Source organism: Streptomyces sp. TRM70350 (assembly GCF_019219825.1).
Lineage (GTDB): Bacteria > Actinomycetota > Actinomycetes > Streptomycetales > Streptomycetaceae > Streptomyces.
On record NZ_JAHUXH010000005.1, the window covers coordinates 224,232 to 238,089 of the forward strand.

Here is a 13,858-nt window from a genome sequence, read left to right on the forward strand (position 1 = left end):
CCGCACCGACCCCGCACCCCACCCCTCCCCCGGCCCCCCGTACCTTTGATGGCGTGTACCGGTTTCTGCTGACGCCCCGATGGTGGGGGATCAACGTCTTCGTGCTGCTCGCCATCCCCTTCTGCGTCTTCATGGGGTCCTGGCAGCTGAGCCGGTTCGAGGCGCGGGTCGAGGACCATCGCAGCGCGCAGGAGCAGGCCGCCTCGGACAAGAAGGGCGCCGCCCGGCCGCTGGCCGAGCTGCTGCCCGTGGACAAGGAGACGGTCGGCGACCAGACGAGGATCAGCGGGCGGTACGGCGAGCAGTTGCTCGTGCCGGACCGGGAACTGGACGGCGAGCGGGGCTACTACGTGCTGACCCTGCTGCACACCGACGACGGCAAGGCCCTGCCCGTCGTACGGGGCTGGCTGCCCGGTGAGCCGGACGCCGCGAAGGTGCCTGCCCCGCCCCGCGGTGAAGTGACCGTCACCGGCGCGCTGCAGGCCTCAGAGAACCCCGGTGAGAACGGCGTCAGCGCGCGCAGCGGACTGCCGAAGGGCCAGACGGCGGCGATCAGCGCGGCCTCGCTGGTGAACCTCGTGCCGTACGACGTCTACGACGCCTGGGTCACGCTCAACAAGGGCGACTCCGGGATGACGGCCGTGCCGGTGAGCGCGGCACCGGACACCGGGCTCGACCTGAAGGCCTTCCAGAACCTGGGGTACACCGGGGAATGGTTCGTCTTCGCCGGGTTTGTCGTGTTTATGTGGTTCCGGTTGTTCCGCCGTGAGGTGGAGTTCGTACGGGACGCCGAGATGGGCCTCCTCGCAGCGGACGCGGGCACCGCCTACGAGGCCGACAGCACGCCCGTCCGGTAGACCGTTCCCGCACACGCGTTCGACACCGTCGCCGACACCGTCGGCGCTCCCGGCTCCGCCGTGTACGAGACGACGACGCTTCCGTCCGCCGTGCCCTCCTCCGTCATCAGCTGCGTCGACGTGCCCGTGTCGCCGCCCGTGGAGCTGCCGTCGGTGCCCGTGCCCGCGTCGGTGCTGGGTGTCGGGCCGGGCGAGGGGTCACCGGGGCCGCCGCCGGTGTCGCCGGAGCTGTCGGTGGGGCAGGCCTCCGAGGGCACCCAGGCGAACCTCACCTCGTACGCCGCGCCCGGCTGCAGTACCAGCTGCGGGACTTCCTCGGCCGGATCGGGCAGGCCGGTCGCCGCGTCGCCCGCCGTGTGCGCGACGACGCTGATCCTGGTGGCGTCCGCCGCGCCCTGCGCGAGCGGGGTCACCGTGCCGGCGCCGCCGACGGTACAGCCGGCGGTGGAGACGTTGGTAATCCGGAACGTGCCGTACACCGTGTCCGCGGCGTCGGGGACGTCGGCGGTCGCGGTGGCCGAGCCCAGCTGGGCCGCCGTACACACGGGGGCGGCGACCGCATGGGTCGCCGAGGGGTAGACCTCGTCGGTGGTGTCGTCGACGACACCGCTGCTCGGGGTGGAGCCGGGGCCCGTCTCGGCCTGCGTCGGGCCGCCCTTGCCCTTGTCCTCCGACTTGCCGGTGGAGGCGCCCGAGGTGCCGCCCGTGCCGTCGGTGGTCCTGCCCTCGCCCGCGCCGCCCTGCGTCTGCGCGCCGTGGCCCGCGATGGAGGGGTTGGCGTCGGGGCCGGTGGAGTTGGAGACGTGCACGAGGGCGGGTACGGCGGTGCAGACGAAGAGCGCCGCGGCCGCCATGCCGACGGCGGCCTGCCGCTTGCGCGCCCGGCGTGCGGGCACCGCCCGCCGCAGGTGCTCCAGCGTGCCCTCGCGCGGTTCGATGTCCTGCACCGCCTGGTGCAGCATGTTGCGCAGTGCCAGCTCGTCCGAGTCGAGCCCCTCGGAGCTCTGGTCGTCGAGGCGGTCGTTCACGGTTCCGTTCCCAGTGTGCTGATGCTTCGGCTCCTGATCGTGCGCCTCGGTCGGCTCACGCAGGACATCGGGCTCGCGCCCCTCGGTCGGCTCGCGCCATTCGTACGGCTCGTGCGACGTGCCGTTCGTCATGCCGGTGCCTCCATGGCGAGACGGAGCGCGGCGATGCCGCGGGAGCCGTACGCCTTCACCGAACCCAGCGATATGCCGAGCGTCTCGGCGACCTGGGCCTCGGTCATGTCCGCGAAGTAGCGCAGCACCAGGACCTCGCGCTGCCGGCGCTGCAAGCCCTTCATCGCCTTGATCAGGGAGTCCCGCTCCAGCTGGTCGTACGCCCCCTCCTCGGCGCTCGCCATGTCCGGCATCGGCTTGGACAGCAGCTTCAGTCCGAGAATGCGGCGGCGCAGCGCGGAGCGGGAGAGGTTGACGACCGTCTGGCGCAGATAGGCGAGGGTCTTCTCCGGGTCGCGGACGCGTTTGCGGGCCGAGTGGACGCGGATGAAGGCCTCCTGGACGACGTCCTCGCAGGAGGCGGTGTCGTCGAGGAGGAGCGCGGCGAGACCGAGCAGCGAGCGGTAGTGGGTGCGGTAGGTCTCGGTGAGGTGGTCGACGCTGGTGCCGGCGGCCACGGCGTCATCGGCGCCGTCACGCGGGCTGGGGATGCGGGCGGGCCGCGCTGCGGGCATCGGCGCGATCACCGGCATGCCGCCGGGCATGCGGGTGCGGACGGGCCGCCGGGGGGGCCGTAGGGCCGGGCCGCGGGCCACCGCGGGGAAGTCGAGTACCTCTGCCACGCCAGTTGGACACGTCTGACCCCGTCAGGGTTGTACGTGCCGGACGTCGCTCTCGTTCGCGCGTCAGGCAGCACGACTGACGGTGCCTCATATGCCCTCATGCGTCCCGCTCTTCCCCTAAATCGCATATGAACGGGCGTCCCCACGCTCGTTCATCGGCGTCCCCACGCCTTGGATCAACGCGTCCCACACCCCGGAAGGGCGACCGCATAGACGCTCCCCGCCCTCCGCGTGGTTGCGGATGACGGGGAGGAAATCCTTACGTTGATCCTACAAACAGATCCGGGCCTCGCCAGGGGCAATTTTCGCTCAGGACATCTCGGCCGCCACCAGCTCCGCGATCTGAGCCGTGTTCAGCGCGGCACCCTTGCGCAGATTGTCCCCGCACACGAAGAGTTCGAGCGCCGTCGGGTCGTCCAGCGCCCGCCGCACCCGCCCGACCCAGGTCGGATCGGTGCCCACCACGTCGGCGGGCGTCGGGAACTCCCCGGCCGCCGGATCGTCGCACAGGACGACACCCGGCGCCGTGGCGAGGATCTCCCGCGCCCGGTCCACCGTCACCTCGCCCTCGAAGCGGGCGTGCAGGGTCAGCGAGTGCGCGGTCACCACCGGCACCCGGACGCAGGTCACGGCGACGGGCAGTTTCGGCAGGCCGAGGATCTTGCGGGACTCGTCCCGCACCTTCATCTCCTCCGACGACCAGCCGTCCTCCCGCAGCGACCCGGCCCACGGTACGACGTTCAGCGCGACCGGCTCCGGGAACGGCCCGGTGTTGTCCCCCACGGCCCGCCGTACGTCACCGGGGCTGGTCCCCAACTCCGTACCGGCCACCAGGGACAGCTGCTGGCGCAGTGTCTGCACGCCCGCCCGCCCGGCACCGCTCACCGCCTGGTACGACGAGACGACCAGCTCGCGCAGCCCGAACTCGGCGTGCAGCGCGCCCAGGGCGACGATCATCGACAGCGTGGTGCAGTTCGGGTTGGCGATGATGCCGCGCGGCCGGACCCGCGCCGTGTGCGGATTGACCTCCGGCACGACCAGCGGCACGTCGGGATCCATCCGGAAGGCGCCCGAGTTGTCCACGACCACCGCGCCCTTGGCCGCGGCGATCGGAGCCCAGTGCGCGGCGACCTCGTCGGGCACGTCGAACATGGCGACGTCGACCCCGTCGAAGACCTCCTCGGACAGGGCCACCACCTCGACCTCCTCGCCGCGCACGGCCAGCTTGCGGCCGGCGGAGCGCGGCGAGGCGACGAGCCGGATCTCGCCCCAGATGTCCGCGTGCTGGGACAGGATCTGGAGCATGACCATGCCGACGGCTCCGGTCGCTCCCACGACCGCGAGCGTCGGTCGTACGGTCATCGCCCGGTGCCTCCATAGACGACGGCCTCGTCGCTGTCGGAGTCGAGGCCGAAGGCGGTGTGCACGGCGCGCACGGCCTCGGACACGTCGTCGGCGCGGGTGACGACCGAGATACGGATCTCGGAGGTCGAGATCAGCTCGATGTTCACGCTGGCGCCGCTCAGCGCCTCGAAGAAGGCCGCCGTGACGCCCGGGTTGGTCTTCATCCCGGCGCCCACGAGCGAGATCTTGCCGATCTGGTCGTCGTAGCGCAGCGAGTCGAAGCCGATGCCGCCCTTGTTCTTCTCCAGCGCGTCCATGGCCTTGCGGCCCTCGGTCTTCGGCAGCGTGAAGGAGATGTCCGTCAGGCCCGTGGAGGCGGCGGACACGTTCTGCACGACCATGTCGATGTTGATCTCGGCGTCGGCGATCGTGCGGAAGATCGCGGCGGCCTCGCCCGGCTTGTCCGGCACGCCGACGACCGTGATCTTGGCCTCGGAGGTGTCGTGCGCGACACCGGAGATGATGGCCTGCTCCACCTGCTTTTCCCCTTGCTCGATCGGCTCGCTGCTGACCCAGGTGCCCTGCAGTCCGCTGAAGGACGACCGGACGTGGATCGGGATGTTGTAGCGGCGGGCGTACTCCACACAGCGGTGGAGCAGCACCTTCGACCCGGACGAGGCCAGCTCCAGCATGTCCTCGAACGAGATCCAGTCGATCTTCCGGGCCTTCTTCACCACGCGCGGGTCGGCGGTGAACACCCCGTCGACGTCCGTGTAGATCTCACAGACCTCGGCGTCGAGCGCCGCGGCCAGCGCGACCGCCGTGGTGTCGGAGCCACCGCGCCCCAGCGTGGTGATGTCCTTGGTGTCCTGGCTGACACCCTGGAAACCGGCCACGATGGCGATGTTGCCCTCGTTCAGCGAGTCCCGGATCCGGCCCGGCGTGACATCGATGATCCGGGCTTTGTTGTGGACCGAGTCGGTGATGACACCTGCCTGGCTGCCGGTGAAGGACTGGGCCGAGTGGCCCAGGTTTTTGATCGCCATGGCCAGCAGGGCCATGGAGATCCGCTCTCCGGCGGTCAGCAGCATGTCGAGCTCGCGCCCGGCAGGAATCGGGGAAACCTGCTCGGCGAGATCGATCAGCTCGTCCGTCGTGTCGCCCATCGCGGAAACCACCGCCACCACCTGGTGACCGTTCTTCTTGGCTTCCACGATTCGCTTGGCGACGCGCTTGATGCCTTCGGCATCGGCTACGGAGGAGCCTCCGTACTTCTGCACGACAAGGCCCACGTGCGCTCCTCGCTCAGTCCTGGTGTGTCGGCTCAGTCTAACGAGCGGCCGAAAATCACCTTCGCGATATCGCATGGTGAGATGTCCCGCCGCCCGTCCCGGAGAGGCACATGCCCGCAGGGGCACCGGACCACTCGGAAAGTGCCCCGCATCACAGAGAACACCCACCCGGGTGCTGTCAATTAAATTTCAAGCATTAGGGTGCGGCCTGTGCGCGTACTTCTGGTGGAGGACGACGAGCCGGTCGCGGAGTCACTGCGACGCGGGCTGATCCGGTACGGCTTCGAGGTGGAGTGGGTGACGACGGGCCGTGCCGCCCTCGCGCACCAGGGGCCGTACGACGTCGTACTCCTCGATCTCGGCCTGCCCGACACCGACGGCCTCGACGTCTGCAAGGCGCTGCGCGAGCGCGGCGACGTCCCGATCATCGTGATCAGCGCCCGCAGCGACGAGACGGACCGGGTGGTCGGCCTGGAGCTGGGCGCCGACGACTATGTGTCCAAGCCGTTCGGGGTACGGGAGGTCATCGCGCGGATACGGGCGGTGATGCGGCGCCTGAAGCCCCGTACGCCCGCCGAGTCCGGCCCCGACGAGTACGGCCCGCGCCTGACGATCGACCGCAAGGCGGCCCGCGTCCGCCTCGACGGCGAGGAGGTCGCGCTCGCGCCCAAGGAGTACGACCTGCTGGCCTTCCTCACCGAGGAGCCGGGGGCGCTGATGTCGCGCGAGCAGATCATGGAGGCCGTCTGGGACGCGAACTGGTTCGGGCCGACCAAGACCCTGGACGTCCATGTGGCGGCGCTGCGGCGGAAGCTGGCGGGGGCGATCACGATCGAGGCGGTGCGGGGGGTGGGCTTCCGGCTGGACATCGCCGAGAACGGCGGCGGAAGCAACGGCGGAAAAGGCGGCAGCGGCAGCGGCAGCAACGGCGGAAAAGGCGGCAGCGGCAGCGGCAGCAACGGCGGAAAAGGCGGCAGCGGCCGATGATCCGCCAGCTCGTCCGCAGTTACATCCTGCTCGTCGCGATCGCCATCGCCCTGTTCACCGTGCCGGTGGCGTTCTCGCTCACCAAGCAGTTGCGGGACGACACCAGTGACTCCGTGCAGCGCAAGGCCGCGACCATGGCGGTGCTGCTGGGCAACGGCGACCCGGCCTCGTGCCTGGCCCTGGAGCGGATGGCCCGGGCGTACGACGACGACGGCGAGACGCGCGCGGTCCAGACGACCGCCACCCAGGAGTGCGCGCCGCCCCTGCCCCGCCCGGACCAGGACGCGGCCCTGAACAGGGCCCTCGATGAGGAGCGGGTCACCACCGACTGGGGCTCCTCGTTCGTCTGGGGGCCGGAGCTGGTGGTCACGGTTCCCGCCCACGCGCGCGACGACGGCAAGGTCGTCGGCGCCGTACGCATCAAGTTCTCGACCGCCCAGATGACCCACCGCCTGTGGACCATCTGGGGCTTCCGGGCCGGCCTCGCGGTGGCCGTCCTGGGCGTCGCCGCCCTGATCGGCGTCGCGGTCGCCCGCCGCATCACCCGCCCGCTGCGCCAGCTCAACGACATGGCGAGCAGGTTCAGCGACGGCGATCTGACCGCCCGCTCCCCCGTGACGGGCCCGCCCGAGACCCAGACCCTGGCCCGCACCCTCAACCAGGGCGCGGAACGCCTCGACACCCTGATCGCGGCGCAGCGCATCTTCGTGGCGGACGCGTCGCACCAGCTGCGGACCCCGTTGACGGCGTTGCGGCTGTCCCTGGACAACATCGCGGACGGCGTGGACGACGACTTCGTCCGGGAGGACGTGGAGCAGGCGACGGCCGAGGTGGTCCGGATGAGCCGCCTGGTCAACGGTCTGCTGGTGCTGGCACGGGCCGAGGCGAAGGTGACGGCCGCCGAGCCGCTGCCGCTGACGGACATCGTGCGGGAGCGGCTCGGGGTGTGGAGACCGGCCGCCGACGAGCGCGGAGTCACCATCGCGCTCAGGGGGAGTGCCGACGGCCGGCCGCTTGTGCTGGCCAGCCCCGGTCACCTGGACCAGGTGCTGGACAACGTGCTCTCCAACGCCCTGGAGGTGTCACCGGACGGCGGGACGATCACCGTCCGGGTGGAGCACCGGGGCTACGAGGTGACGGTCTCCGTGCTGGACGAGGGACCCGGCATGTCGGACGCCGACAAGTCCCGGGCCTTCGACCGTTTCTGGCGGGGCAAGGGCCTGACCGGCAGGTCCGGCTCCGGCCTCGGCCTCGCCGTCGTCAAGCAGTTGGTCACCGACGACGGCGGCACCGTCACTCTCACGGACGCTCCCGGTGGCGGGCTCTGCGTCTCGATCAGCCTTCGGGCATCGCAGAGGAGTGGTGGTTGACGATCTTCCACTGGCCGCCGAGCTTCTCGTACTCGTAGGTGTAGCGGGCGGTGACCGTGCGCTTCTCACCGGTCTCGTGGTCGGTGAGAGCGAACTGGTACACGCCGGTGTCGAGGGCGGAGTTGGAGTCCAGGACCTTGACGATCGTCTGGACCTTGGTGCCGACCGGCTTGTTCTGCAGGAAGTGCTCGAAGTAGTCGACGATACCGGCCCGGTCGGTACGGACCTTGTTGGACACGGTGGGCAGCAGCACGGCGTCCTTGGCGTACAGGTCCGCGACCTTCTGCGGGTCGCCGGTCTGCAGGGCGGCGTTCCAGTCGTCGAAGAGACCGGCGATCTCCGCCTTGGTGGCCTTGTTGTTCCCACCCCACCACGGTTCGGCGACACCGACGCCGGCGGTGACGGTGGCGGTGGCGACGAGCGCGGTGGCGGTGACGACGGCGGCGCGTATACGGGTCTTGCGGTTCATCGCATCTCCAGTGCAGGTGAGAGGAGTTGCTCCTTCAGCGACTCGCGCTGCGGGAGTGACTCAAGACTCGCCTTGCACTGGTTAGGGGCCGTCCAGCGGGCGTGCAGGGCGGATCAAGGACCTCGCCAAATCACGGAGCGTCAGGGGTCCGTAACGCCTGCGTGGACTTCACGCTGTTCACCGGAGAGGTTCCTGTCAGCTCACGGTGACCATCAGTGAGGTGCGGCAGGGTACGCCTTGGCTGTCGGGGGCGGTTTCGGGGGCACTGGTGTCGACGAGGCGGATGAGGAGGGGGGTGGAGCCGGTCGGGCCCTCGGGCAGGGCCCGTAGGCGGTAGCGGTCGACTCGGGAGGCCTCGCGGGGCAGCCGGGTGCCGTCCGGATACAGGTAGTGCGGGTAGACGTCGTTGGCCACGCGCAGGTCGGCGCGCTGCCAGGTGCCGGTGGAGGGGTCGCGGCGTTCCAGGACCAGGCCGTTGGAGTCCGCGGCGGCCTCCGTGTCCGTCATCATTTCCATCTGGAAGGCGACGCGGACGTGGGCGTACGCGCGCGTGTTGCCGTTGTGGACGGAGACCGTGAACTCCTGTCCCGCACCGCCCCGTTCGAGGGCGATCCGGCCGCCCGCCGTGGAGGCGTACATGCCGATGACGGTGGGAGCGGCCGGTCGGGGCGACCGCGTCGGGGGCGCCGTGGACGGCTTCGGGGTCGGCCTCGGCGCGGGTGTGGTGCGCGTCGGGGACGGAGACGCGGTCGATGTGGGGGTGGGCGTCGCTGTCGTCGGTTCCGGCGGTGATGCCGGCGCCGTGGTCGTGGACGCTGGTCCCGCAGGGCGCGTTCCCCCGTCGGCGTCCGCGTCCGTCGGACCGCAACCCGTGAGCAGTGCGGCCAGGGTCAGGGCCGCCGGTGCCGTTGCCGTCGCCCTCGTAGGTCTTCTCCGTACGCGTGCCACTGTGTCGGTCGCCCCCCGTTTGTCCGCTTCGGCTGGATCAAGGTCCCGTCACAGTAGGGGGGCGCCTGCTTCGGAACGGCAACGCCGAGGTGTCGCTTGAGACACGCCGGAGGCCGCGTCGGCTACTTCACCCGCAGCCCCAGCGGCCTCGCGATCTCCTGCTGCATGACCCTTCCGGCTTCGATCTCCAGGGTGTCGTCGCCCATCCCCTGGTCCGTGTCCAGGCCGTCCAGTTCCTCCAGGGGCTGGTTGAGGCGGACGTGGGCGACGACCGACTGCAGCGCGCGCAGGGTCGCGGAGGCCGTGGAGCCCCAGTTGGAGAAGTAGGAGAACTGCCACCACCACAGCGCCTCCGTGGTGCGGCCCGCGCGGTAGTGGGCCATGCCGTGGCGCAGGTCGGTGATGACGTCGGCGATGTCGTCGGAGATACGGGCCGGGACGCGAGCCCTGCTCGGCTCGTAGGGGTCGAAGACCTCCGAGTAGACGTCGATCGGCTCCAGCAACCGGGCGAGGTTCTCACGGAGTTCGTCGACGTCGGGCTCGGGGCCCGAGTCGGGTTCGTAGCGCTCCTCGGGGACGATGTCCTCGTGGGCGCCCAGGCGGCCGCCGGCCAGGAGGAGTTGGGAGACCTCCAGGAGGAGGAAGGGGACGGCCGAGTCCGGCTCGGCGCCCCTGGCCACCTCGGTGACGGCTACCAGGAAGCTCTCTACCTGGTCCGCGATCTGGACCGCGAAGTCGTCCGGGTCCTGCGTCGTGGAGTGCAGCGTGGCGTCAGACATCTAGGAGTCGTCTCCCCTCGAAGGCGCGGCCGAGGGTCACCTCGTCCGCGTATTCCAGGTCGCCACCCACCGGGAGGCCGCTGGCCAGGCGGGTGACCTTCAGGCCCATGGGCTTGATCATGCGGGCGAGGTACGTCGCCGTGGCCTCGCCCTCCAGATTCGGGTCCGTGGCCAGGATGAGTTCCGTGACCGTCCCGTCGGCCAACCTGGCGAGAAGCTCTCGTATACGCAGGTCGTCCGGGCCCACGCCCTCGATCGGGCTGATCGCGCCGCCCAGCACGTGGTAGCGGCCGCGGAACTCACGCGTGCGCTCGATGGCGACGACGTCCTTGGGTTCCTCGACCACACAGATCACCGCCGGGTCGCGGCGGCTGTCGCGGCAGATCCCGCACAGCTCCTCCTGGGCGACATTGCCGCAGGTGGCGCAGAAGCGGACCTTCGCCTTGACCTCCAGAAGGGCGTGCGCGAGCCGACGGACGTCCGTCGGCTCCGCCTGCAGCACATGGAAGGCGATCCGCTGGGCGCTCTTGGGACCGACGCCGGGCAGCCGCCCCAGTTCGTCGATGAGGTCCTGGACCACGCCTTCGTACAACGGACTGCCGCCCTTCCTGGGTCTCGTTCAGTACGTACGGTAGTTTCCCGCGGCCCGTCTTAGAAGGGCAGTCCGGGGATACCGCCGCCGCCCAGGCCCTGGGCCAGCGGGCCCAGCTTCTGCTGCTGGAGCGTCTGCGCGTTCTCGTTGGCCGCGTGCACGGCCGCCACGATCAGGTCGGCGAGGGTCTCGGTGTCCTCCGGGTCCACCGCCTTCGGGTCGATCCGCAGGGCGCGCAGCTCACCGGCGCCGGTGACCGTGGCCTGCACCAGGCCGCCGCCCGCCTGGCCGTCGACCTCGGTCTGCGCCAGTTCCTCCTGGGCCTTCGCCAGGTCCTGCTGCATCTTCTGGGCCTGCTGCAGCAGCTGCTGCATGTTGGGCTGGCCACCACCGGGGATCACGATCAGCTCCTCTTCCGGGGCTCATGAGGCACGGGGATTTTCCGCTCAGCACGAGCCTACGTGGTCCACGCGGCCGTCGCTCCAGCACTCTTTCGAGTGAGAGGAGTCCGTGTCCTATACCTGATCAAGGCCCCCTTCCGGGCGGAAAACAGGGGAAAGCGGGGCCTTCGCCACCCATTGGGCGGTAGGAAGGGTCCTGGCGCATCGGCGTCACCATCAGGCGGGACGTCGTGACGACGCGTGCGCTGTACGAGCTGTACGACACGACGTGTCACGCACCGTGATCAGCTGTGGTCGATAGGGAGTGCCGGGTGGGTCAGCCGGAGATGCAGCCCGAGGGGCCGCCTCAGGACGGGCGGGGCGAGGGCGCGGCCGGGCTGCGGCCGGGCGATCTGGCCGGGCGGGCGTTTCCGCTCGGGGACTGGACGGAGCCCGCGGTGCGGCTGGAGGAGCTGTACCGGTGGGTGGAGCGGGGGGCGCTGGAGACGGCGGCCTGGTATCTCGCCGACCGGGTGTGGAAACGGCGGGGTGCCCGGGCGCTGCGGTGCGGGGCGGCGGCGGGGGCGGTGACCGGGGCCGCGCTGCCGTTCCTCGACCTGACCGGTGTGGTGGGCGGGGTGGCGCCCTGGGGGTATCTGGCGCTGTTGCTGGCGGTGTCCTGTGTGGCGGTGGACCGGTATTTCGGGGTGACGTCCGGGTGGATAAGGGACGTGGCGACCGCGCAGGCCGTGCAGCGGAGGTTGCAGGCGTTGCAGTTCGACTGGGCGTCGGAGAGTGTGCGGGAGGTGCTGGGGCCCACCGAGGGGACGGCCGGGGAGGCGGCTGAGCGGTGCCTCGGGGTGCTGCGGAGATTCTCGGAGGACGTGACGGAGCTGGTGCGGACGGAGACGGCGGACTGGATGGTGGAGTTCCGGACCGGGTCCGCACCGCTCGGGATCCAGTCGGCGGTGGCGTCCGGGGGGCGGCCGGAGGGCACGGGCGGGCAGGGGAGGTTTCCGTTGCCGCCGGGGGCGGGGGCCCGGCCCAATATGCCGCGGCAGCGTCCGCCGGAGCCGCGCTGACCGACGTGCAGGCCGCGCGGTCGGGCTTTACCCGTCACGTCCTGGGACTGCGCCCCCCACGGCTACCGTCCCGCCCTGGAGGCTACGGCCCCACGGCTACCGTCCCGCCCTAGGGGCTACGGCCCCCACAGCTACCCTCCTGCCCTAGGGGCTGCCCCCCCCCACGGCTCCCCGCCCCGCCCTAGGGGCTGCGCCCCCCACAGCTGCCCGTCCCGCCCTGGAGGCTGCGCCCCCCCACGGCTACCCGCCCCACCCCGGCGACTGTGCCCCCACCGCCACCCGCCCCACCCCGGCGGCTGCGCCCCACGGCGCGTCACTGGCACTGCTCCGGCGTCCGCAGGCACGGAAGATGTCCCTCGTCCCGGATCACCTTCTGGCTGGTGGGCTCCTCCAGGTAGGCGAGGAAGCTGGCTGCGAGGGAACCGGGGCGGGGGGCACCGTAGGTGTAGGCGTACTCGATGTCCTTGTACGGATAGCGGCTGCCGCCCAGCTCGATCTGCTCGTCGTCGGGCCGGTCACCGTCCAGGGGCACCCTGCGCAGGGCGTCACCCCGCTCCTCGGCGAGGGAGAGTTCGCTGTAGCCGATGGCGCCGGGCTGTTCCTCGACCTTGTCCAACACAGCCCTGGTGCCGGGGAGTTCGCAGCGCGTGACGATGTCACCGGCCTCCTCGGGGACCTCGCAGTCCAGTGACGTGCTCGGCGCCCCCTCCCACGCTTTCAGCACCCGCTCCTGGAAGACCTGCCGCGTACCCGACTCGTCACCCCGGCTGACCAGGACGATCGGCAGGTCGGCGATCTTCTCGACGCCGGGCACGACCTGGCCCCAGCGCTGGTACCTGCCCGCGTAGATGTCCCGCACCTCCTGCAGGGACAGACCGTGCGGACCGAGGTCGATGTCCCTGTGCACGACGACGGTGAAGACGGACACCGCGACCTTCTCCCCCTCCAGGTTCAGACTCTCCCCCAGCGGCCCGTCCGAGAAGGCGATCACCGACCGGGCGTCGTCCTTCGACTGCCGGGCCAGCTGCGCGAGTTCGGTCACCCCGGCCTCGCTGCCCCGCGCCTCGACGGAGATGTCGGCGTCCTCGCACTTGTTCTCGTACTGCTTGGCGAGCGTCCGGACGACGGGCTCGAACGCGGTCGAGCCGATCACGGTCAGCTCGCCCCGCTCGCACTCGATCGGGTTGCCGTCGCGCGTGAGGATGATGCCGGCGAGGCCCAGCACGGCGAGGATGAGCGCGCCGCTGACCACCCGGGCGGGGAGGCTGAACAGGCGCTGCTTCTCGTCCGGCGTGGGAGAGCTGTTCTGGTGGACCCGGCCCTCCCGGATGCCACCGATCACCTTGACCTCGCCCTCCACCTGACCGCCGGAGAGCAGCACGAGCAGCTTGAAGTGGTCGCCGGGTTCGAGCGGGACAGGCGGGATGGTCACCTTGTTGTCGTGGTGGTTGAAGCCGTTCTCGCGCCTGAAGTGGCTGTTGAGATGGTCGATGCCGGACGGCTGGGTGACCGCGACGGCCTGGACGGTGCGTCCGGTGAACTCGGCGGTCAGGCCGTGGAGTTCGGACGCGGTGTAGTCGCCCTGATCGATGCTCCGTGCTCCGTCGTTCTCGATCCGCAGCAGGACGAGGGACGCGCGGGCCATGTTCGGTACGTCGAAGTCCCCGAGGCGCGGGTTGGACGACACACCGTCGCCTATGGGGGTGTCCATCTGTACGCGGTAGCCGATCAGCTTGCGACGCGGCACCCAGCGGTCGTACAGGAACGTCGCGAGGGCCGCGACGACACCGAGGACGGACGTGCCGACGGCGATGATGCTCTCGTTGTTCAGCCACTCCAACACTGGTGGTCCCCCGCCACTCCCAGAGCTCAGATGGTGGGGTCACCGTACGTCTGTCCGAACGGGCCGTCAGGGCCCGGCCGTCAAAGTTCGCTG

General features: G+C 70.6%; 14 protein-coding genes. 4 read left to right on the forward strand and 10 right to left on the reverse strand.

Going from position 1 to position 13,858, the window contains the following annotated elements:
* Nucleotides 1–53: 53 nt before the first annotated feature.
* Entirely contained in the window at nt 54–857 is an 804-nt protein-coding gene (locus KWI83_RS10710) for an SURF1 family protein (protein WP_308122020.1), read from the forward strand.
* On the opposite strand, the gene KWI83_RS10715 is transcribed toward KWI83_RS10710, so the two are convergent.
* From KWI83_RS10715 to KWI83_RS10730, 4 genes are all read right to left on the reverse strand, one after another.
* Entirely contained in the window at nt 827–2,017 is a 1,191-nt protein-coding gene (locus KWI83_RS10715) for a hypothetical protein (RefSeq protein ID WP_256362056.1), read from the reverse strand. The genes KWI83_RS10710 and KWI83_RS10715 overlap by 31 nt on opposite strands.
* Nucleotides 2,014–2,589, reverse strand: a complete 576-nt coding sequence (locus tag KWI83_RS10720; protein WP_218514201.1) for a SigE family RNA polymerase sigma factor — start codon at nt 2,587–2,589, stop codon at nt 2,014–2,016. Before KWI83_RS10720 ends, KWI83_RS10715 begins: the two co-directional genes overlap by 4 nt.
* 399 nt (nt 2,590–2,988) lie before the next feature.
* On the reverse strand, nt 2,989–4,041 hold the full coding sequence (locus KWI83_RS10725) for an aspartate-semialdehyde dehydrogenase (protein WP_218514070.1): 1,053 nt from the start codon (nt 4,039–4,041) through the stop codon (nt 2,989–2,991).
* Nucleotides 4,038–5,315, reverse strand: a complete 1,278-nt coding sequence (locus KWI83_RS10730; RefSeq protein ID WP_218514071.1) for an aspartate kinase — start codon at nt 5,313–5,315, stop codon at nt 4,038–4,040. The genes KWI83_RS10725 and KWI83_RS10730 overlap by 4 nt, the downstream gene beginning before the upstream one ends.
* Before the next feature lie 210 nt (nt 5,316–5,525).
* Here KWI83_RS10730 and KWI83_RS10735 point away from each other — a divergent pair, with 210 nt between their 5' ends.
* Both KWI83_RS10735 and KWI83_RS10740 read left to right on the forward strand, forming a co-directional pair.
* Entirely contained in the window at nt 5,526–6,302 is a 777-nt protein-coding gene (locus tag KWI83_RS10735) for a response regulator transcription factor (RefSeq protein ID WP_218514072.1), read from the forward strand.
* A complete protein-coding gene (locus tag KWI83_RS10740) occupies nt 6,299–7,672 on the forward strand; it encodes a HAMP domain-containing sensor histidine kinase (protein ID WP_218514073.1) in 1,374 nt (457 codons plus the stop codon). The genes KWI83_RS10735 and KWI83_RS10740 overlap by 4 nt, the downstream gene beginning before the upstream one ends.
* On the opposite strand, the gene KWI83_RS10745 is transcribed toward KWI83_RS10740, so the two are convergent.
* The 5 genes from KWI83_RS10745 to KWI83_RS10765 form a co-directional block, all read right to left on the reverse strand.
* Nucleotides 7,638–8,141: an SgcJ/EcaC family oxidoreductase gene (locus KWI83_RS10745; RefSeq protein WP_218514074.1), complete on the reverse strand. Its 504-nt coding sequence runs from the start codon at nt 8,139–8,141 to the stop codon at nt 7,638–7,640. The genes KWI83_RS10740 and KWI83_RS10745 overlap by 35 nt on opposite strands.
* A 195-nt stretch (nt 8,142–8,336) precedes the next feature.
* Nucleotides 8,337–8,780: a hypothetical protein gene (locus KWI83_RS10750; protein WP_218514075.1), complete on the reverse strand. Its 444-nt coding sequence runs from the start codon at nt 8,778–8,780 to the stop codon at nt 8,337–8,339.
* 431 nt (nt 8,781–9,211) lie between these two features.
* A complete protein-coding gene (locus tag KWI83_RS10755; RefSeq protein ID WP_218514076.1) occupies nt 9,212–9,868 on the reverse strand; it encodes a DUF5063 domain-containing protein in 657 nt (218 codons plus the stop codon).
* On the reverse strand, nt 9,861–10,460 hold the full coding sequence (recR, locus tag KWI83_RS10760) for a recombination mediator RecR (protein WP_189695777.1): 600 nt from the start codon (nt 10,458–10,460) through the stop codon (nt 9,861–9,863). The genes KWI83_RS10755 and recR overlap by 8 nt, the downstream gene beginning before the upstream one ends.
* Nucleotides 10,461–10,519: 59 nt before the next feature.
* Complete coding sequence (locus KWI83_RS10765) at nt 10,520–10,861, reverse strand: YbaB/EbfC family nucleoid-associated protein (RefSeq protein ID WP_141310988.1); 342 nt, start codon at nt 10,859–10,861, stop codon at nt 10,520–10,522.
* 311 nt (nt 10,862–11,172) lie between these two features.
* On the opposite strand from KWI83_RS10765, the gene KWI83_RS10770 reads away from it, so the two are divergent.
* Nucleotides 11,173–11,922 carry an SLATT domain-containing protein gene (locus KWI83_RS10770; RefSeq protein WP_218514077.1) on the forward strand — a complete coding sequence of 250 codons (750 nt, stop codon included), beginning with the start codon at nt 11,173–11,175 and terminating at the stop codon, nt 11,920–11,922.
* A 313-nt stretch (nt 11,923–12,235) separates the two neighbouring features.
* On the opposite strand, the gene KWI83_RS10775 is transcribed toward KWI83_RS10770, so the two are convergent.
* Entirely contained in the window at nt 12,236–13,765 is a 1,530-nt protein-coding gene (locus KWI83_RS10775) for a substrate-binding domain-containing protein (protein WP_308122021.1), read from the reverse strand.
* Between the last annotated feature and the right edge of the window lie 93 nt (nt 13,766–13,858).

Excerpts from the sequence above, each read along its gene's own strand:
- KWI83_RS10745 (WP_218514074.1), bottom strand. The coding sequence starts at position 8,141 with ATGAACCGCAAGACCCGTATACGCGCCGCCGTCGTCACCGCCACCGCG.
- KWI83_RS10740 (WP_218514073.1), top strand. The coding sequence starts at position 6,299 with ATGATCCGCCAGCTCGTCCGCAGTTACATCCTGCTCGTCGCGATCGCC.
- KWI83_RS10715 (WP_256362056.1), bottom strand. The coding sequence starts at position 2,017 with ATGACGAACGGCACGTCGCACGAGCCGTACGAATGGCGCGAGCCGACC.
- KWI83_RS10725 (WP_218514070.1), bottom strand. The coding sequence starts at position 4,041 with ATGACCGTACGACCGACGCTCGCGGTCGTGGGAGCGACCGGAGCCGTC.
- KWI83_RS10750 (WP_218514075.1), bottom strand. The coding sequence starts at position 8,780 with ATGTACGCCTCCACGGCGGGCGGCCGGATCGCCCTCGAACGGGGCGGT.
- KWI83_RS10755 (WP_218514076.1), bottom strand. The coding sequence starts at position 9,868 with ATGTCTGACGCCACGCTGCACTCCACGACGCAGGACCCGGACGACTTC.
- KWI83_RS10720 (WP_218514201.1), bottom strand. The coding sequence starts at position 2,589 with ATGCCGGTGATCGCGCCGATGCCCGCAGCGCGGCCCGCCCGCATCCCC.